Genomic DNA, 19,207 nt, shown 5'->3' on the forward strand with positions numbered 1-19,207 from the left:
ACGGCACTGCTCGACATCGACGCCGCACGATGGGACCGGGCGGCCGAGGCCGACGGCGGCACCCCCAATACGTTGTTCCTCGCCGTCGGCGCGGGCATCGCCCGTCACGCCGGGGTGCCCTCACCCGTGCGGATCGCGGTGCCGGTGGACTCCCGCAACGCCGGGACCGCCGCGAACGGCGTGACGACCACCGAGGTCGTCGTCGGGCCGGCGGACAGCCCCGCGCAGATCCGCGAGGCCGCACGCGAGGCGTACCGGCGACCGCCCGAAGGCGCTCCCCACGGCATCCCCGACGAGATCCTGCAACTCGTCCCCGACCGGCTGGCCGCGCGGCTCGCGGCGGGTGCCGGCGAGCGAGACGTGTTGTGTTCCAACATCGGACCGATCCCCGAGAGCCTCACGACGTTCGGACCGCACCGCACCGTGGGTTTCGCCGCACGGGCGATGCACCCCGGCCTGCCCGCACCCCGGGCAACCACGTCGACACATCTGTCGGCCTACCTGTGCAGGCTCGGCGGGCACTACACGCTCTCGCTCGTCGCGCTCGACACCGATCGGTTCCCGGACGCGGCGACCCTGCGCGTGTACGCCGATGCCGAACTCGCGGATCGCGGCCTCGAGGCCCGGCCCTGGTGACCGTGGGACGGCGAACACGGGCAGCTGTGACGGCCCGTCACGTACAGTTGCGCTCATGACGCCCGAGACCCTCGTCACACTCGCCGACGGCGCGGTCCGCGGCAGCCGCGTCGGCGACCTCCTGTCATGGCGGGGCATCCCGTACGCGCAGCCGCCGGTCGGCCCGCTGCGGCTGCGGGCGCCGCAGCCGGTGCAGCCGTGGACCGGGGAACTCGACGCGACGCGCTTCGGCAATGCGGCGTGCCAGGCCCCGAGAGGCGCCTTCACCGGCAGCCGGGAACGCCTGGCGATCAGCGAGGACTGCCTGACCCTCAATGTCATCGCTCCCGCCGCCCGGTTGGCGACGCCGCGCCCGGTGATGGTGTTCGTGCACGGCGGTGCCTACACGCTCGGCACGAGTGCACTGTCGCTCTACGGCGGACAGTCACTGGTGCGCCGCGGCGACGTGGTCTACGTGTCGCTCAACTACCGGCTCGGCAGCCTCGGCTACCTCGATCTCTCGTCGTTCTCCACCCCGGCCCGGCAATTCGACTCCAATCTGGGGCTGCGCGACCAGGTGGCCGCCCTCGAATGGGTGCAGCGCAACATCGCCGCGTTCGGCGGCGACCCCGGCAACGTGACCGTCTTCGGCGAGTCCGCGGGCGGCAACGCGGTCACCACTCTGCTGGCGACCCCCGCCGCGCGCGGCCTGTTCGCGCAGGCGATCGCGCAGAGTTCCGCACCGAATCTCGTCGTCGAGGCGCCGCGTGCCGCCGAGTGGGCCGCGCGTTTCGTCGAACTGCTCGGCGCCGACCCGGATTCCGCGGCGACCGCGCTCGATGCCGCGTCGCCCGCCGAACTCGGCCGCGCCGGGAACCGGTTGTCCCGGGAGACGCTGCACGCCTCCCCCGGCCTGCACGTCTTCGGCCCGGTGGTCGACGGCGACTTCCTGCCCACCCACCCGCTCGAAGCGTACGAATCGGGTGCGGCGCACCGGGTTCCGCTGATCATCGGCACCAACGACCGGGAAGGTGCCCTGTTCCCGCGTTTCCTCGACGCATTGCCGACGAACCCGGACCGCATCGACCGGATGTTCGCGCTCACCGACGAAGCGGCCCGCGACCGCGTGGTGTCGGCCTATCCCGGTTATCCGGGCGAACGTGCCGCGGTCGATCTCGGCGGCGACCTCACCTTCTGGTACCCGTCGATCCAGATCGCGCAGGCTCATTCGCGGTTCGCGCCCACCTACAGCTATCGCTTCGACTTCGCGCCCCGGCTGGCACGCGTGTCCGGGTTCGATGCGACGCACGCGGTGGAACTGCTGTCGGTGTTCGACCAGGTGGACACCCCGCTGGGCCGGGCGTACACGGCGCTCGGGGGTCGCCGCGGGCTGCGTCTGGTCAGCGACGCCGTGCAACGGCAGTGGCTGCACTTCGCACGGCACGGTGAGCCGTTGCCGTCGTGGCCGCAGTACGACGGGCGGGACCGCGCGACGACGATCTTCGACGTGCCGACCCGGGTGGAACACGATCCGCGGCGTGAACGCCGGCTCGCCTGGGAGGGCTACGCGGGCTACCGCGCTCCCGGACAGCCCGTGTCCCCCTAGCGGATCACTTCGCCACGGTCAGCAGGAACGCCACGTCCTCGAGGGCGGCCACGCTGTGCCGCGTCTGGGGAATCACGAGGAAATCCCCGGCCGACCCCTTCCAGGACTGGTCCCCCGCGATCAGCGACAACTGCCCGGACAGGACCTGGATGGTCGCCTCCCCGGGGCTGTCGTGTTCGCCGAGTTCGTGTCCGGCGAGCAGCGCGATCACCGTCTGCCGAAGGTGCTTGGTGTGACCGCCGAGCACGGTCTGCGAACTGCGCCCGTTGCTCGACGACGCCGCGAGTTTGAGCTGCTGCCGGGCCATGGCGGTGAGGGAGAGCTTGTCCATGTTCGCAGTATGGCCCACCCCGCGGGCGCGGTCTCAGGTTCGCGAGTACCCGACCCAGCGGAACCGGACGCCGGAACGGGACTGCTGCCATTCGCCCTGTTCGGTGATCATCCACCCGGGTCCGATCTCGGGGGCGACGGCGTCACCGTCCACGTCGAGATCGACCTCGGTGACCAGCAGCCGCGTCGCGTGCGGCATCGCCTGCGCGTAGATCTGGCCGCCACCGATGACGGCGGCGTCGGTTCCGTCGACGAGGCCCAGTGCCGCCTCGACGCTGCCGGCGACCTCTGCTCCGTCGGCGGTCCAGTCGGGGTTGCGGGTGACGACGATGTTGCGCCGGCCCGGCAGCGGCCGGAACTTCGCAGGCAGCGAATCCCAGGTGAGCCGTCCCATGACGACGGGCAACCCCATCGTGGCTTCCTTGAAGAACGCCATGTCCTCCGGGATGTGCCACGGGATCGTCCCGTCCCGTCCGATGACGCCGCCGCGGGCCTGCGCCCAGATCAGGGTCAGCGTCCCGGTCACACCGCCACCGGCGCCTTGATCGCCGGATGGTGCCGGTAGCCGACGACCTCGACGTCCTCGAACTCGTAGTCGAACAGCGAATCCCGGCGGTTCAGCTTCAGCGTCGGGTACTCGTAGGCCTCGCGCCCGAGCTGCTCGGTGACCTGCTCGACGTGGTTGTCGTAGATGTGGCAGTCGCCGCCGGTCCAGATGAACTCGCCGACCTCGAGGCCGGTCTGCTGCGCCACCATGTGGGTGAGCAGTGCGTAGCTGGCGATGTTGAACGGCACGCCGAGGAACAGGTCGGCGCTGCGCTGGTAGAGCTGGCAGCTGAGCTTGCCGTCGGCGACGTAGAACTGGAAGAACGCGTGGCACGGCATCAGCGCCATGTCGTCGAGGTCGGCGACGTTCCAGGCGGAGACGATCATGCGCCGCGAATCCGGGTTATTGCGGATCGTCTCGAGGACCTGGCTGATCTGGTCGATGTGTTCGCCGCTCGGGGTCGGCCAGGACCGCCACTGCACGCCGTAGACGGGTCCGAGCTCGCCGTCGGCGTCGGCCCATTCGTCCCAGATGGTGACGCCGTGCTCCTGCAGCCACCGCACGCTCGAGTCGCCGCGCAGGAACCACAGCAGCTCGTACACGATGGACTTGAGGTGCACCTTCTTCGTGGTGATCAGCGGGAATCCCTGTGCGAGGTCGAAGCGCATCTGATGCCCGAACAGGCTGCGCGTCCCGGTCCCGGTGCGGTCGGCCTTCGGGGTGCCGGTCTCGAGGACGAGGCGCAACAGGTCTTCGTACGGGGTCGGCACAGTCACGCCGGCAAGTTTAGGCGGCGCCGCCGACAGCCGTATGCGCGGCTTCGCCGCCCGTGTGCCTTTTGGGCGGCTCGAGCCGCCACAAATGGACACGGGCAGCCGTAGGCTGCACCCATGCCCGAACTCCCCGAGGTGGAGGCGCTGGCCGGGTTCCTGCGGGAGCACGCGGTCGGATCGGTCGTGGGCCGCATCGACGTCGCGTCGATCAGCGTGCTGCAGACCGCCGACCCGCCGATCACGGCCCTGCAGGGCCGCGACATCACCGGCGCGCGCCGCTTCGGCAAGTTCCTGTGCCTCGACTGCGGCGACCTCGCGCTCGTCACCCACCTGTCGCGAGCCGGGTGGCTGCGCTGGATCGACGACCCGTCCCCCACACCACCCCGCCCCGGCAAGGGACCGCTCGCCCTCCGCATCCACCTGTTCACCCCCGACGCGACGACCCCCGCCGTCGACCTCACCGAGGCCGGTACCCGCAAGCGGCTGGCCGTCTGGGTCGTCGACGACCCGAAGCGGGTGCCCGGCATCGCACGGCTCGGCCCGGACGCGCTGGACGTCACCGCCGACGACCTCGCGACGCTGCTGCACGGCAGCACGTCGAGGCTCAAGACCGTCCTGGTCGACCAGTCCGTCCTCGCCGGGATCGGCAACGCCTACTCCGACGAGATCCTGCACACCGCACGCCTGTCGCCCTTCGCGACCGCGGGCCGCCTCACCGAGGACCAGATCCACACCCTGCACGACGCGATGCGCGCGACCCTCACCGACGCGGTCGCGCGGTCGGTCGGACAGGACGCCGCGCGCCTGAAGGGCGAGAAACGGTCCGGGATGCGGGTGCACGCGCGTACGGGCCTGCCGTGCCCGATGTGTGGCGACACCGTCCGCCAGGTCGAGTATTCGGAACGGTCCTTCCAGTACTGCCCGACCTGTCAGACCGGCGGCAAGATCCTCGCGGACCGGAAACTGTCCCGGTTACTGAAGTAGCTTGCACGAGGTGGACATCTCGACTCGGATGCGCGACTCGGTCCGCGCGCTCTCGCCCGGTTACTTCGCGTTCGTCATGGCCGCCGGCATCGTCTCGATCGGGCTGCACCTGCAGGGCCACTCGGTGGCGTCGACGGCCGTACTGGTCGTCGCGGCCGCGGGGTACGCGGTGCTGGTGGTGCTGTCGCTGTGGCGGCTGATCGTGTTCCGGCACGAGATGCGCGCAGACCTGGCCGACTCGGGCCGCGCGTTCGGGTTCTTCACCTTCATCGCGGGCAGCAACGTCCTCGGAATCCGCCTGATCACCGAGGGCTGGCATTCGACCGCGGCGGTGCTGCTCGTCGTCGCCGCCGTCACCTGGCTGGTGCTCGGCTACGTGATTCCGTGGACGGCGGTCCTCGGCACCACCCAGCGCCCGGTGCTCGCGAAGGCCAACGGCACCTGGTTCGTCTGGGTGGTCGCGAGCGAATCCGTCGCGATCGCCGCGGCCACCCTGCAACCGGTGTACCGCGATTTCGAACGGCTGCTCGCGGCGGTGGCCGTCTTCACGTGGGGCGTCGGCCTGTTCCTCTACGCCGCGGCCGGCATCTTCGTGGCGGCACGACTCCTGCAGTATCCGCTGCGCCCGACCGAACTGACGGCCCCCTACTGGGTGTCGATGGGCGCGTGCTCGATCACCGTGGTGGCCGGCTCCCGCATTGTGGAGATGGCCGACGCACCCATGGTCGAGGCCACCCGCGGACTGATCGCCGGCCTGGCCGTCGTGATCTGGGCATTCGCGACCTGGCTCTTCCCGCCGCTGATCGCGGCGGGCTGGTGGCGTCACCGCACCCACCGGGTTCCGCTGACCTACGACTCGTCGCTGTGGTCGATCGTGTTCCCGCTCGGTATGTACGCGGTCGCCGGGATCTACCTCGGGCGCGCCGACGAGCTGCCCCTCGTCGGCATGGTCGGTGCCGTCGAACTATGGGTCGCGGTCGTTGCCTGGGTCCTGGTGTTCGCGGGGATGCTGCACCGGGTCTGGACGAGGGTGCTGCGCGACCCCACCCGCACCTCCGGAGCCGCCGACACCGGGACGTGATCGACGACGGTGACATCGCCCGAGTCCGATTTGGGCGGACGGCTACGGTATCGGGTGTGAGCGTCGAACTCGTGGACACCGAGACGGTGCGCGGCAGCCTGCATGTTCCCGAGGGCCCGCCGCGCGGCGCGGTCGCGTTGACCCACGGCGCCGGCGGCACCAGCGACGCCGCGATCCTGCAGCGTGTGTGCGACCGTTTCGCCGAGCACGGGTTCCTCGCGTTGCGGTACGACCTGCCGTTCCGCCGGCGCAATCCCAAGGGTCCGCCGCAGCCGTCGCGCGCGGCCGAGGACCGTGCCGGGGTCGCCGCGGCCGCGGCCGCACTGCGGGACCGCACCGACGGTCCGCTGCTGCTCGGCGGTGTCTCCTACGGGGGACGGCAGACGTCGATGCTCGTCGCGGAGCAGCCGGAGATCGCCGACGCGCTGATGCTGCTGTCGTATCCGTTGCATCCGCCGGGCAAGCCCGAGAAGGCCCGCACCGAGCACCTGCCGGACGTCGCGGTGCCCACGGTGTTCGTCCACGGCGCCCGCGACCCGTTCGGGACCGTCGACGAACTGCTGGAGGCATCCACGCTGATCCCGGCGGCGACCGCGCTCGTCGAGGTGCCTGCCGCCGGTCACGACCTGAGCCGCGCGAAAACCGACCCGTCCGGTGAGGCGGTCGCCGCGGTGCTGAAATTGCTCGAGGAGGCACTGTGAGCGAGCCCATCGACAGCCTGCTGTCCGAACTGCGCAGCCGGCTCGACGACGCCGACACCGACCCGGCCATGCTGCGCGGACTGCTCGAGGCCGTGCTGGTGGTGGGGTCGGGTCTCGAACTCGATTCGATGCTGCAGCGCATCGTGCAGACCGCGGTGTCGTTGCTCGACGCCCGCTACGGCGCGCTCGGGGTCCGCGCCGCGGACGGTGGCCTGTCCGAATTCGTGTACGAGGGAATCAATCCCACCGAGCGCAGCCGGATGGGTCACCTGCCGGAGGGCCGCGGTCTCCTCGGGTTGCTCATCAACGACCCGAAACCGGTGCGGCTGGGGGACCTGTCCACGCACCCCGCCTCGGTCGGGTTCCCGCCGAACCATCCACCGATGAAGAGCTTCCTCGGCACGCCGATCATGATCCGCGGCAAGGTGTTCGGCAGCATCTACCTCACCGAGAAGCTGGGCGCTCCGGCGTTCACCGAGGAGGACGAGGTCATCATCAAGGTCCTCGCGACCTCGGCGGGTATGGCCGTCGACAACGCCCGGTTGTTCGAGGGTTCGGTCACCCGTGGACGCTGGCTGGCCGCGATGGCTTCGATCAACGCGCGCCTGCTCGTCGGCGGGTCGGTCGACGAAACGCTCGGGTCGCTCACCGGTCAGGTCCGCGACCTCGCGCGCGGTGCCGGTGCTTTCGTCGTCCTGGTCGACGGCTCGCACGGCACTGTGCGCGCGGCGTCACCCGCCGCACCGGCGACCGGTCCGGTCCTCATCGATCTCACCGATTCGCCTGTGCTGGAAGCTCTTCGATCGCGGCGCCCGGTGCGCACCGAGACTCTGGAGGGGTTGCCGTCGGCGGGCGCGGGTACTGCGGGCAGCGCGGTGGTGCTGCCGTTGTCGGCGACCTCCCCCGTCACCGGTGTGCTGATCGTGACGCGGGCACCCGGCACCGACCCGTGGAGCAGCGAGGACGTCGCGCACCTCGAATCGATGGCGAATCTCGCCGCGGTGGCACTCGAGTTCGCCGAGCAGCAACGCAAGAAGCGGCTGCTCGACGTCCTCGCCGATCGCGATCGGATCGCACAGGACCTGCACGACAACGTGATTCAGCGCCTGTTCGCCACCGGCATGAGCCTGCAGAGTGCGATGGTGCCCGGTGCCGATCCCCAGCGGGTCTCGGAAGTGGTCCAGCATGCGGTGGAACAGCTGGACCGGACCGTGCGCGAGATCCGGACCACGATCTTCGACCTGCACACCACGGGCGCGGCGGCATCGTCGAGTCTGCGCCGGCGGCTGCTCGACGCGGTCGGCGACCTGAGCATCCACTCGTCCGTCGCCCCGAACGTGCAGTTCGTCGGGCCGATCGACACGCTCGTCCCCGACCGGATCCACCCGCACGCCGAGGCGGTGCTGCGGGAGGGGCTGAGCAACGCGCTGCGGCATTCGCAGTCCGACAAGATCACCGTCTCGGTGACCGCCGGCGAGACGTTCTCCATCGAGATCGTCGACAACGGAACGGGTTTGCCGCCGACCCCGCGTCGCAGCGGTCTGGCGAATCTGGAACGCCGCGCCGAGCAGTGCGCGGGCGAGTGCAGCATCGGGCCCGGCCCGGACGGCGGTACCCGCGTGCTGTGGACGGTGCCGCTCTGACCGGGCCGCTCCGGCAGGGTCGGCCCGGTCAGGCGGGACCGTTCCCGCGTTCCTTGCGCAGTTCGGTCGCCAGCACCGCGGCCTGCGTGCGCCGCTGCATGCCCAGTTTCGACAGCAGCCGCGAGACGTAGTTCTTGATCGTCTTCTCCGCCAGGAACAGCCGCTCCGCGATCTCCCGGTTGGTCAGGCCCTCACCGATCAGTTCGAAGACGGCACGTTCCTGCTCGGACAGCTCTGCCAGCGGATCGGCGGTCCGCGAGGCGCGGATGCGATCCATGAGCGCGGCGGTGGCGCGGCTGTCGAGCAGCGACCCGCCCTCCCCGACCGTCCGGATCGCCGAGACCAGGTCGGTGCCCAGGATCTGCTTGAGCACGAACCCGGACGCGCCCGCCATGATCGCGTCGAACAGCGCTTCGTCGTCGGCGTAGGAAGTGAGCATCAGGGCCCGCAGTTCCGGCATCCGCGCACGCAGCTCACGGCACAACTCGACACCGTTGCCGTCCGGCAGACGCACGTCGAGCACCGCCACCTCGGCACCGCTGCCGGGGATGCGCGCCAGCGCCTCCCCCACCGACGCCGCCTCACCGACGACAGTGAAATCCGGCACGCTGCTCAGCAGGTCCACCAGACCACGCCGGACGATTTCGTGATCGTCGACGAGAAACACTCGAGGCATCGGAGCCACCTTCCTTTCACACGGTCGGGTCCATCGTCCCAGTTCGGTGCAACCGTGGCGACGTCGGGCCGTTCGACGACGGTTTCGGGACCTTCGCCCGCTGCGCGCAGCACCGGCGACGAGCGATCCTCGTGGAAACATCCGTGACCTGCGTGAGGTGCCCGACGAGACGAGGAGTTCGACATGGCCGTCCCGAGCGACACCTGGACCACCGGAGACACCGAGATCATCGCGCGCGCCGTCATCGAGGCGCCCTCGATCCACGACACCCAGCCCTGGAACCTGCGCCTGCCGGGCCGTTCCGCGGAACTCGACGAGCGGCTCGAGTTCGCCGAACCGGGTCTCGATCCGCTGCGGCCGGACCGGCTGATCTCGTGCGGGACGGCACTGGCCAACCTCGAACTGGGCATCCGCGTCCTGGGCTGGCGCACTCGAACCACGCTCCTGCCGGACCCGGAACGACCCGAGCTGATCGCGCGGGTCGACGCCGTGGAGGCGCATCCCCCGTCGGGTTCCGACCTGCGCTTCTATGCCGCGATCTCGCATCGCCGCAGTCATCGTGAATCGTTCGCACGGATTCCCGTGGCGGCGGAGACCCTCGCGGACGTGATGGCCGCGGTCGCCGAGGTACCCGGTGTGCAGGTGCGGTTGCTGGCGTCCGACGAGGCGCCGGTCCTGGCCGACACGCTGACCTATTCGGCGGAGGAGGTTCGCCGCAACCCGCACTACCAGCGCGAGATGTTCTCGTGGACGTCGCACTGGCAGCCCGAGGGCAGCGCGGAGGTCGTCACCGACTGGGACGCCGGCCTGGATGTGGGTGGCGCCGCCGGCAAGGCGCTGGTCACCACCGGCATTCCCAACACCACCGCTCTCGCCGAGGCGATCGACCGGGAGTCGGTGCTGGTGTTCACCACGGCCACGTCGGAGCCGCTCGATCTGATCCGGGTGGGGATCGCGGTCGAACGTGCCTGGCTGGCCGCGGTCGACGCCAGGCTCTCGGCGTCGGTCCTCACCCACCCCCTGCGCGTCGAGGACTCGGCGGCGCGGTTCGCCGAGCGGCTCGCCCTGCCGGGACGGCCGCAACTGATCATGCGCATCGGATACTGACACCGAGACGAGGGATTCGCACTGTGACAAGACGACTCACGGACATCGAACTGCTCCGCGAACTCGAGCCGGTCGCCGAGGAGAACGTCAACCGGCACCTGGCGATGGCGAAGGACTGGCATCCGCACGACTTCGTCCCCTGGGACGACGGCCGGAACTTCGCGGCGCTGGGCGGCGTCGACTGGGATCCGGAGCAGTCCTCGCTCAGCGAGACGGCGAAGGCCGCGATGATCACCAATCTGCTCACCGAGGACAACCTTCCGTCGTACCACCGCGAGATCGCCGAGCATTTCGGTTTCGACGGGGCGTGGGGCACGTGGGTGGGGCGGTGGACCGCCGAGGAGAACAAGCACTCGATCGTCATGCGCGACTACCTGGTGGTCACCCGCGGGGTCGATCCGGTGGCGCTCGAGAACGCGCGGATGGAGCACATGACGAACGGGTTCGCGCCCGGCGCCACGTCGATGCTCGATTCGGTGTCGTACGTGACCTTCCAGGAACTGGCGACCCGCGTCTCCCATCGCAATACCGGCAAGGCCTGCGGTGATCCGATCGCGGACCGGATGCTCGCACGGGTGGCCGCGGACGAGAACCTGCACATGATGTTCTACCGCAACATCGTCGAAGGGGCGCTCGACATCGCACCCGACCAGGCCCTCGAGGCGGTCGTGCGGATTCTCACCAACTTCCAGATGCCGGGCGCGTCGATGGCGGGTTTCCGGCGCAACGCGGTGCTCATCGCCAAGGGCGGCATCTACGACCTGCGTCAGCATCTCGACGACGTCGTGCAGCCGGTGCTGCGCAAGTGGCGGATCTTCGAACGCACCGACTTCGGTGCGCGCGGTGAGGATCTGCGCGAGCAGCTCGACCGGTTCCTGGTGGACCTCGAGGCACAGGCGGTGCGGTTCGAGGAGTCCCGCGACCGCGCACTCGCCCGGCAGGCCAGGCGCGAAGAGAAGGTCGACGCGTGAGCGCGCCGACCGACAAGCCGACGGACGAGCTGTTCCACGCGGTCCTGGAGATGGCGCGAAACGCCAAGCAGCAGAACACATCCGGCTGGCTGCGCGCCCGCTGTGCGACCGAACGCGCGGAGGACGCCGCGTATCTGACGTCGCTGATGCTGGGAGTTCTCATCGAGAACGACGCGATCCGCCGCGGGGTGCACCCGGCGGACGTGTGGGCGCAACTCCGCGAGCGGGGACTCGACGAGTTCGGCTGAGTCGCAGCCGAATCCCGACTCGGGTGACGGTTCGGCCCCACCAGGCGGGACCGAACCGTCACCCGGTCACGGCGCGTCGTACGGGCGCACCACGATCACCGGGCAGTCCGCGGTCTGGATGAGTGCGTTGCTGGTCGAACCCAGCAGCAGGCCCTTGAATCCCCCGCGACCACGGGTGCCGACGACGAGAAGCTGTGCGGTCTCGGCATATTCGCTCAGAACCCGCACCGGCCGGTCCCGCGCGACCACGCGTTCCACCACGACGTCCGGGTAGCGTTCCCGGAACCCGGCGAGGCGTTCGGCGAGCACCACTTCCTCCCCGGTCTGAATGGTGCTCCACTGCGGATCCTCGGGCACCGCACCGAGCGACGGCTGAACGCTGACGTCGCTCCACACGTTGACGGCGACGAGGGTCGCTCGTCGTGCCGCGGCCTCCTCGAACGCGACCTCGACGGCGGCCTCGCAGGACTCGGAGCCGTCGACACCGACGACGACCGGCCCCTCGGCGGGCGGTGCCCCGTCGAGGGTGCGCCCGCGGACCACCGCGACCGGTGCGTGCGAGTGCGCGGCGACCGCGAGGGTTACCGAACCGACGAGCAGGCCCTTCACCTCACCGAGACCACGCGATCCGAGAACGAGCTGCCGGGCATGGGCGGACAGGTCGACGAGGGTCTGCGCGACCTTCCCTTCGACCTGCGCGGTGGTCACCTCGAGAGGACGGCCGATCTCCTCGGCGGTCTGCCGCGCCAGGACTGCGGAGCTGTCCAGCCGTGCCCGCGCGGTGTCCTTCATCTCCTGATGGAAACTCTGCGCGAGATAGGGCTCGGAGTAGTAGAACGACGGCACGTGCACGACGGTGACGATGTGCAGCGGCAGGCCACGGGCCGCGGCGGTGCGTGCCGCCCAGATCACGGCGGTGGTTGCCGCTTCCGATCCGTCGACGGCCACGACGATCGGCTTGGGATCGCTCATCTGTGTCCTCTTCTCGATGTTGACTCGGTGGGTCTGTCAGTCGCAGATCGCCCGGAGTTGCTCGATCAGGCGGATCCGGCCGGCGCTGTCGGCGGCGAGCGGAGTCACCGACAGGGTGGTGACACCGGATTCGGCGAATGCGGCGACGCGTTCGCGGACATAGCCTTCCGGTCCGATGAGCGAGACGGCGCGCACCAGATCGTCGGGCACCGCGGCGGCGGCTTCCTGCTTCTTGCCCGCCAGGTAGAGGTCCTGGATGATTTCGGCTTCCTTCGCGTAGCCGTAGCGGACGGCGAGGTCGTTGTAGAAGTTCTTGCCCTTGGCGCCCATGCCGCCGATGTACAGCGCGAGGTGCGGCTTGATCCATTCGAGCATGTGGTCGACGTCCTCGCCGATGGCCAGCGCCGGGGTGGTGTAGATCTGGAGGTCGCCGAGCGACGGGTCGCGCTTGGCCTTGCCCTTCGCGAGGGAGTCACCCCAGACTTCGGCGGCCTTCTCCGGGTAGTAGAAGATCGGCTCCCAGCCCTCGGCGATCTCGGCGGTCATCGCGACGTTCTTCGGGCCGAGCGACGCGATGACGATCGGGATGCGTTCCCGCACCGGCTGATTGATGATCTTCAGCGGCTTGCCCAGGCCGGTGCCGCGGTCGGCGGGCAGCGGGATCTGGTAGTACCTGCCCTGGTGCTGAACCTTCTCGCGGCGCCACACCTGCCGGCAGATGTCGACGATCTCGCGGGTGCGCCCGAGAGGCGCGTCGTAGGGGACGCCGTGGAAGCCCTCGATGACCTGCGGGCCGGAGGCACCGATCCCCATGACGAAGCGGCCGTCGGAGACGAAGTCGAGACCGGCCGCCGTCATCGCGGTCAGGCTCGGGGTCCGGGTGTACAGCTGGAAGATGCCGGACGCCAGCTCGACCCGGCTGGTCTTCGCGGCGAGGTAGCCGAGCTGGCTGACCGCGTCGAACGAGTACGCCTCCGGGACGAAGACGATGTCGAGACCGGCCCGCTCCAGGTCTGCGACCTCGGCCGCCGTCTCGGCGAATCCGCCGCTGTAGTTCAATCCCATCCCGATGCGCATGCATCTCCCCAATCGTGCGGCGCCCGGTAGGGCACTCGTCGAAACCGTGCACCCGAACCCTACCGTCAGCAATTCACGCTTTCGCGGGACGCACCACCATCACCGGGCAGTGCGCTTCCCGGATCAGACCGTTGCTGGTGGAACCGAGCAGCAGGCCGGTGAAGCCACCGCGGCCGCGGCTGCCGACGACGACGAGTTGCGCCTTCTCGCTCCACGCCTGCAGGTGCATGCGCGGTCCGTCGAGGTACACCTCGCGATGCACGACCACATCGGGGTACCGCTCGCAGTAGCCGCTGAGGCGTTCGGCGAGCAGCACCTGCTCGCTGTCCTCGAACGCCCGCGGGTCGAGCAGCTCGGCCCGGTCGGCCCCGGAGAAGGTTCCCACCTTGACATCGCTCCAGACATGGACGGCGACGAGCGGGACCCCGCGCTGCGAGGCTTCCTCGAACGCGGCGGCGACGGCGCGCTCGCTGACCGGGCTGCCGTCCACCCCGACGACGACGGGCGCGGTCGGGTCGGGCTCGTCACCGCGCACCACCACGACCGGGCAGTGCCCGTGGCTCGCGACCACGATCGGGGTGGAACCGAGCAGGGCCTGCCCGAGCCGCCCGCTGCCGGAGGCACCCAGGACGATCATGCGGGCCCGTTCGGACTCCTCGACGAACCAGTGCGATCCACCGGCCGGCACGAGCGTGGTCTCGATCCGCACGTCCGGGGCGACCGCGCGAGCAGCGGCCACGGCGTCGGACAGCATGACCCGCCCGTCCTCCTCGGCCCATTCGAAGACCTTCGCGGACTCGACGTACGGCGCCCCGGCGTAGCCGGTCGGCGAGAAGTCGATGACGTGGACGATGCGGAGCACGAGCTCGCGAGCCGCCGCGGTCGCGGCGGCCCAGCGCACCGCCGATGTCGCGGCGGCCGATCCGTCCACACCGACGACCACCTGGTTGTTGCCTTCTGGAAGCGTCACGATCCGAGGCTAACCCGCCACCTCGGGCTCGGGTACGGACTTTGGTCCTGCCGGAATCGGGCCCGGACTTCTCTGGCGGCAGCGCTAGCGGATCGGCACGATGAATACGGCGGAAACATGGATTGTGCGATCCGGGTCACATTAAATTGTCATATCGGATGCAAATTATCTAGTCTGTGTCCATGCAACTCACCCAGTTCACCGATCTCGGACTGCGAGTTGTCATGCATCTGGCAGCCACCGCAGAGGACAGCCTGCCCAGCACGAAACATGTTGCCGAGCAACTGAACCTGTCCTACGCACACACCACCAAGGTGGTTGCCCGCCTGAGTGAGCTCGGTGTCGTCACCGCTCGTCGCGGCCGCGGCGGCGGCCTGACGATCACCGAACTCGGCCGGTCCGCCTCCATCGGATGGCTGGCTCGGCAACTCGAAGGCGACGGCGAAGTCGTCGACTGCGAGGGAGGGAAACCGTGCCCGCTACGGTCCGGTTGCAGCCTTCGCAAGGCGTTGCGCGACGCGCAGGAAGCGTTCTACGCCGCACTCGACTCCGTCACAATCGCGGATCTTGCTACAGCACAACAGAATCCTGTACTGCTGCAGCTCACCCGTCCTGCCGTCTGAACAGCCCCTAAGTACGACCGCGTTCCCCGGAACCATCAAGAACGGAGCCCTACGATGCCGCTCTCACCCGAATCCAAGGAAGTGATCCAGGCGACGCTGCCCGCCGTGGGTGCCGCCATCGGTGACATCACCCCCTTGTTCTACAAGAAGATGTTCGCCGCACATCCCGAACTCGAGCGCGACCTGTTCAACCGCGGCAACCAGAAGCAGGGTGAGCAGCAGAAGGCACTGGCCGGCTCCATCGCGGCGTTCGCGACCCTCCAGCTCGATCCCGATCCGGCCCGCGTCGAGACGGTCCTGTCCCGCATCGCCCACAAGCACGCGTCGCTCGGCATCAAGCCCGAGGAGTACTGGATCGTGCACAAGCACCTCTTCGAGGCGATCGTCGAAATCCTCGGCGAAGCAGTCACTCCCGAGGTAGCTGCGGCGTGGGACGAGGTGTACTGGCTGATGGCCAACACCCTGATCAAGATGGAGGACGACCTCTACAAGTCCGCCGGTGTGGCTCCCGGTGACGTGTGGCGCACCGTGCGCGTCGCCGAACGCGTCTACCAGTCCGCGGACACCGTCTCCTTCGTCCTCACTTCGCTCGACGGCGCTCCCCTTCCGGGTTTCCGTGCCGGACAGTACCTTTCGGTCGGCGTCAAGCTTCCCGACGGTGCCCGCCAGATCCGCCAGTACAGCTTGTCGAGCGCGCCGTCGCAGGGGGACTGGCGCATCACCGTCAAGCGTGTGCTCGCCCAGCCCACCGAGGACGGCACCGTCGTCCCCGCCGGCGAGGTCTCGAACTACCTGTTCGAGAACGTCTTCGAGGGAGACGAGCTTCAGGTGACCACGCCCTTCGGCGACCTGGTCCTCACCGAGAACGACGCACCGCTGTTCCTCGCGTCGGCCGGCATCGGCTGCACCCCGATGATCGGTATGCTCTCGCATCTCGCGGAAACCGGTGACGCCCGCCGGATCTCGGTGCTGCACGCAGACCGGTCCGTCGCGAACCACGCGCACCGTCAGGAGCTGGCGACGCTCGTCGAACGCATCCCCGGAGCCGAGGTGCACCGCTGGTACGAGGATCTCGGTGCCCGTCAGCCGCTCGCGACCGTCCGCCTCGGTCGGGCCGAGCTGAGCGACCTGCCGCTCGATCCCGACACCCAGGCCTACCTGTGCGGTCCGCTGCCGTTCATGCTGTCGATGCGCGAGGCCCTGATCGAACGCAACATCCCGGCCGAGAACATCCACTACGAGGTCTTCGGTCCGGACAGCTGGTCGCCCGCTTCCTGACGCTCCTCCCGCTACAGCCGTACCCCCGGTCCAGTGCCCGGGGGTACGGCTGTTCCTCCGCTACGCTCCCAGCATGGATCGCCTGCCGAACGTGCTGGGCCTGCTCGTCGTTCTCCTCGTCGGGGTCGCCGCCACGGTCGTCCCCGATCCCGCCGCTCCGCTCGGCACCGACGCTCCACCCGACCGGTTCAGCGCGGCGCGCGCCGCCGACCACATCGACGTCGTCGCCGCCGAACCGCGACCGCTCGCGTCCCCCGGCCACACCGCGACGCGCGACTACCTGGTGCGCGTCCTCGACGACCTCGGTTGGGACACCAGCGTGCAGGAGGGCGCCGGCTGGTTTTCACCGACCGATTCGCACACCCGGCGCGGCGCCCGGCTGAGCAACGTCGTCGCGACGCTGCCCGGCACGGATCCCACCGGAACCGTCGTGCTGGCCGCGCACTACGACACCGTGACCGCCTCTCCCGGAGCCTCCGACGACGGCATCGGGATCGGCACCGTCCTCGAGACGGCCCGTGCCCTGACCGACGGCGAGCGGCCCCGCAACAACGTCGTGGTTCTGGTCACCGACGGTGAGGAACGGGGCCTGCTGGGCGCCCAGCTGTTCACGGCGCAGCCGCCCCCGTTCCCGGGCCCGATGGTGGTGCTCAACCACGAGGCGCGGGGTAATGCCGGGATGCCGCTGACATTCCGGATCTCCTCCCCCAACGCGGACCTGGTCCGCATCCTGGCGCAGGCACCGGACGCACTGGCCGACTCGTTCACGCAGACGGCGTTCGAGGCATTGCCCAACGACACCGACTTCCGCCGATTCGACGAGGCGGGCCTCCACGGTTACGACACCGCCATCGCCGGGGGCAGCGCCTACTACCACACGCCGCTCGACACACCCGATCGCCTGAGCCGGTCGTCGCTGCAGCAGATGGGCGACGTCGCCCTCGCGACCGCGCGCACCCTCGGCGCGACCGATCTGACCGCGCTCGACGCGGGCACCGACATCGTCGCCACCACACCGTGGGGCCTGCTGTACTACCCGCGGTGGATGGAGGTGGCGCTGACCCTCGTGCTCGCCGTCGCGGTCGCGGTGCTGGCGGTGGTCCGGATCCGCCGCCGCGACGCGTCCGCCGGACGGATCGGCGGGGCGACCGGGGTGGCGCTGGTCGCCGCGGTCGCGGCGGGAGGCGCTGCGTTCCTGCCCTGGTGGCTGTCGCAGCGGGTCGTCCCCGGTCTGGGTTCCGTCCCGATCAGCGAGCCCTACCGGCCCGGCTTCTATCAACTCGCCGCGGTCGTCGCCGCGGTCGGTGTGCTCATCACCGCGTACGTGGCGGTGCGCCGACGATTCGGTGCTCCGGCATTCGCGGTCGGTGCGCTGGTGGTCGTCACCCTCCTGGCGCTCGCGGCCCTGCCGTTCATGGGGGTCGCGAGCACACTGGTGCTACCCGCACTCCCCGCCGTGCTCGGGGTGCTCGTCGCCGAGGCGATTCCGCAGCGGCGGACGTGGTGGCGGACCGTCGCGGTGGTCGCCGGGCTGCTACCGGCCGCCCTCATCACCGTCCCGGCGGTGCTCGCCTCGTTCGACGCCGGCCTGACGTTCGGAGCGCCGCTCGCCGGCGCGTTCGTCGCGGTGCTGTTCGCGCTCCTGCTGCCGCTGACGGGCCCGCTCCTGCCGGACGAGGGCGCCGTCCCGATCGCGGTACTCACCGTGTTCGCGGTCGTCGGGTGCACGCTGCTCGGCGGCTACACCAACCGTGCCGGCGCGACCGCACCGCGGCAGGAGGAGGTGTTCTACTCGCTCGACGCCGATCGCGGTGAGGCGGTGTGGGCGTCACCGGATCGACCGCGCTCCGACTGGAGCGCCGAACTGCTCACCGAGTCCCCCACGCCGCTGCCCGACTATTTCCCTTGGCGCCCGGGAACTTCGCTGGCTCACGGTCCCGCACCGATCGCTCCGCTCGAGCCGCCCCGGGTCGACGTTCTCGACGATGCGCAGATCGACGGTGGCCGCGTGCTGCAGTTGCGTTTGTCCTCCCCGCGCGGCGCTTCCACCCTGGGCCTGTGGGTCGAGGGCGCGACGGTGCGGGAGGCGATCGTCGACGGCGCGGCCGTCGAGCCGGGTGCCGACTTCGGGTTCCTCTACACCACCGAGAACCCGGACGGCCTCGAGGTGCGTCTGGATCTCGAAACCACCGGCCCCGCATACGAAGTCGAGGTCCGAGTCGCCGACCTGTCCGGTGATCTCGCGGTCGTTCCCGGGTACACCCCGCCCGACGGAAAGGTCGTCGTCGGGCCCATCGTCGCCGTCACCCGCACCGTGGTGCGCTGACGCGCCGGTGTGCCTTTGTGGCGGTGGGAGCCGCCACAAAGGCACACGGGCGGCGAAGCCGCATTCAATAGAGGGACCACAGAACGAACGCGAACATGAGCAGAATGAGCAGCGCTCCGACCTCGGCTCCGACGCCGCTGGGCCCCGCTACTCCTCCGACGTTGGCACTCCACCGCTGCGCCGGCCCTCCATCGCCTCCCGATGCCTCGAGCCGCACATCTTCGGCGGCGCGGGTGAGCGTCGGGCCGCCGCGGGGCGAGTTGTGGTCGATCAGGCGCCGTAGAGCGGGCTCCGCGTCGTCGACGCGCTCCCACGCGGATCGGGCGATCTCTTCGGGGCTCGCTCCGGTACTTTCCCCGGCGAACGCCTCTTGCTCGAGAAATCCCCGGTAGAGGACGGACCATTTCGCCTCGAGCGCCGAAACCAGGTCCGACTCGGACGCGAACACATTCGACGCCTCCGGCACGTCGACGTACGGCAGGGTGGTCTGCCCCGTCTCGGCCGCCCGGTCCAGGACGGCGTCGATGACTGCAGTCTTGCGGTGGTACTCGTCCCAGCTCATCACGACCTCCTCGTGCACAACATTCCTGGTGCTGGGCCGACCGGAGTTCACAAACTCGCATCGGTTCACATACTCCGAGTCGGTCAAATACCTATGGTCGGAGAGTATCGTCGCGTA

General features: G+C 69.7%; 19 protein-coding genes and 1 pseudogene. 12 read left to right on the top strand and 8 right to left on the bottom strand.

Annotated features, from left to right (window positions below; all coding sequences use genetic code 11):
* A pseudogene (locus tag ACN675_RS13270) lies at positions 1–636 on the top strand (hypothetical protein); the annotation flags it as partial.
* Positions 637–691: 55 nt separating this feature from the next.
* Complete coding sequence (locus ACN675_RS13275) at positions 692–2,221, top strand: carboxylesterase/lipase family protein (RefSeq protein ID WP_420751282.1); 1,530 nt, start codon at positions 692–694, stop codon at positions 2,219–2,221.
* A gap of 4 nt (positions 2,222–2,225) precedes the next feature.
* On the opposite strand, the gene ACN675_RS13280 is transcribed toward ACN675_RS13275, so the two are convergent.
* From ACN675_RS13280 to ACN675_RS13290, 3 genes are read right to left on the bottom strand one after another with little or no spacing between them, the layout of a single operon-like run.
* Positions 2,226–2,552, bottom strand: coding sequence for a cupin domain-containing protein (locus ACN675_RS13280; RefSeq protein WP_420751283.1), 327 nt, complete (start codon positions 2,550–2,552; stop codon positions 2,226–2,228).
* A gap of 33 nt (positions 2,553–2,585) precedes the next feature.
* A complete protein-coding gene (locus ACN675_RS13285) occupies positions 2,586–3,077 on the bottom strand; it encodes a dihydrofolate reductase (RefSeq protein WP_420751284.1) in 492 nt (163 codons plus the stop codon).
* Positions 3,074–3,874 (bottom strand): thymidylate synthase, encoded by an 801-nt coding sequence (locus ACN675_RS13290; protein ID WP_420751285.1) that lies wholly within the window; start codon positions 3,872–3,874, stop codon positions 3,074–3,076. The genes ACN675_RS13285 and ACN675_RS13290 overlap by 4 nt, the downstream gene beginning before the upstream one ends.
* Positions 3,875–3,988: 114 nt before the next feature.
* Here ACN675_RS13290 and ACN675_RS13295 point away from each other — a divergent pair, with 114 nt between their 5' ends.
* From ACN675_RS13295 to ACN675_RS13310, 4 genes are read left to right on the top strand one after another with little or no spacing between them, the layout of a single operon-like run.
* Positions 3,989–4,855 (top strand): Fpg/Nei family DNA glycosylase, encoded by an 867-nt coding sequence (locus ACN675_RS13295; RefSeq protein ID WP_420751286.1) that lies wholly within the window; start codon positions 3,989–3,991, stop codon positions 4,853–4,855.
* Positions 4,856–4,865: 10 nt separating this feature from the next.
* The gene (locus ACN675_RS13300) at positions 4,866–5,936 is read left to right on the top strand and encodes a tellurite resistance/C4-dicarboxylate transporter family protein (protein WP_420751287.1); all 1,071 of its coding nucleotides are present in this window, start codon (positions 4,866–4,868) and stop codon (positions 5,934–5,936) included.
* Between the two features lie 56 nt (positions 5,937–5,992).
* Complete coding sequence (locus ACN675_RS13305) at positions 5,993–6,637, top strand: alpha/beta family hydrolase (RefSeq protein WP_420751288.1); 645 nt, start codon at positions 5,993–5,995, stop codon at positions 6,635–6,637.
* Positions 6,634–8,280 (top strand): GAF domain-containing sensor histidine kinase, encoded by a 1,647-nt coding sequence (locus ACN675_RS13310; protein WP_420751289.1) that lies wholly within the window; start codon positions 6,634–6,636, stop codon positions 8,278–8,280. Before ACN675_RS13305 ends, ACN675_RS13310 begins: the two co-directional genes overlap by 4 nt.
* Positions 8,281–8,308: 28 nt before the next feature.
* Here the strand turns inward: ACN675_RS13310 and ACN675_RS13315 are convergent, their stop codons facing one another.
* A complete protein-coding gene (locus ACN675_RS13315) occupies positions 8,309–8,956 on the bottom strand; it encodes a response regulator transcription factor (protein WP_420751290.1) in 648 nt (215 codons plus the stop codon).
* A 183-nt stretch (positions 8,957–9,139) separates the two neighbouring features.
* Here ACN675_RS13315 and ACN675_RS13320 point away from each other — a divergent pair, with 183 nt between their 5' ends.
* Genes ACN675_RS13320 through ACN675_RS13330 form a run of 3 tightly spaced genes read left to right on the top strand, consistent with a single transcriptional unit; the run spans position 9,140 to position 11,282 of the window.
* Positions 9,140–10,063 carry a nitroreductase family protein gene (locus tag ACN675_RS13320; protein ID WP_420751291.1) on the top strand — a complete coding sequence of 308 codons (924 nt, stop codon included), beginning with the start codon at positions 9,140–9,142 and terminating at the stop codon, positions 10,061–10,063.
* Between the two features lie 23 nt (positions 10,064–10,086).
* Positions 10,087–11,034: an acyl-ACP desaturase gene (locus tag ACN675_RS13325; RefSeq protein WP_420751292.1), complete on the top strand. Its 948-nt coding sequence runs from the start codon at positions 10,087–10,089 to the stop codon at positions 11,032–11,034.
* Positions 11,031–11,282, top strand: coding sequence for a hypothetical protein (locus ACN675_RS13330; protein WP_420751293.1), 252 nt, complete (start codon positions 11,031–11,033; stop codon positions 11,280–11,282). Before ACN675_RS13325 ends, ACN675_RS13330 begins: the two co-directional genes overlap by 4 nt.
* 66 nt (positions 11,283–11,348) lie before the next feature.
* Here ACN675_RS13330 and ACN675_RS13335 read toward each other — a convergent pair whose 3' ends face one another.
* From ACN675_RS13335 to ACN675_RS13345, 3 genes are all read right to left on the bottom strand, one after another.
* Positions 11,349–12,254, bottom strand: coding sequence for a universal stress protein (locus ACN675_RS13335; RefSeq protein ID WP_197250510.1), 906 nt, complete (start codon positions 12,252–12,254; stop codon positions 11,349–11,351).
* 36 nt (positions 12,255–12,290) lie between these two features.
* Positions 12,291–13,331, bottom strand: a complete 1,041-nt coding sequence (locus ACN675_RS13340; protein ID WP_420751294.1) for an LLM class F420-dependent oxidoreductase — start codon at positions 13,329–13,331, stop codon at positions 12,291–12,293.
* Between the two features lie 73 nt (positions 13,332–13,404).
* Positions 13,405–14,301: a universal stress protein gene (locus tag ACN675_RS13345; protein WP_420751295.1), complete on the bottom strand. Its 897-nt coding sequence runs from the start codon at positions 14,299–14,301 to the stop codon at positions 13,405–13,407.
* A 182-nt stretch (positions 14,302–14,483) separates the two neighbouring features.
* On the opposite strand from ACN675_RS13345, the gene ACN675_RS13350 reads away from it, so the two are divergent.
* The 3 genes from ACN675_RS13350 (at position 14,484) to ACN675_RS13360 (ending at position 18,528) form a co-directional block, all read left to right on the top strand.
* Positions 14,484–14,924, top strand: a complete 441-nt coding sequence (locus ACN675_RS13350; protein WP_420751296.1) for an RrF2 family transcriptional regulator — start codon at positions 14,484–14,486, stop codon at positions 14,922–14,924.
* Positions 14,925–14,978: 54 nt separating this feature from the next.
* On the top strand, positions 14,979–16,202 hold the full coding sequence (locus tag ACN675_RS13355) for a globin domain-containing protein (RefSeq protein ID WP_420751297.1): 1,224 nt from the start codon (positions 14,979–14,981) through the stop codon (positions 16,200–16,202).
* Between the two features lie 73 nt (positions 16,203–16,275).
* Positions 16,276–18,528, top strand: a complete 2,253-nt coding sequence (locus ACN675_RS13360) for a M28 family peptidase (RefSeq protein WP_420751298.1) — start codon at positions 16,276–16,278, stop codon at positions 18,526–18,528.
* Between the two features lie 64 nt (positions 18,529–18,592).
* Here the strand turns inward: ACN675_RS13360 and ACN675_RS13365 are convergent, their stop codons facing one another.
* Entirely contained in the window at positions 18,593–19,090 is a 498-nt protein-coding gene (locus ACN675_RS13365) for a hypothetical protein (protein WP_420751299.1), read from the bottom strand.
* Between the last annotated feature and the right edge of the window lie 117 nt (positions 19,091–19,207).

The organism is Rhodococcus sp. O3 (assembly GCF_048897285.1).
Lineage (GTDB): Bacteria > Actinomycetota > Actinomycetes > Mycobacteriales > Mycobacteriaceae > Rhodococcus.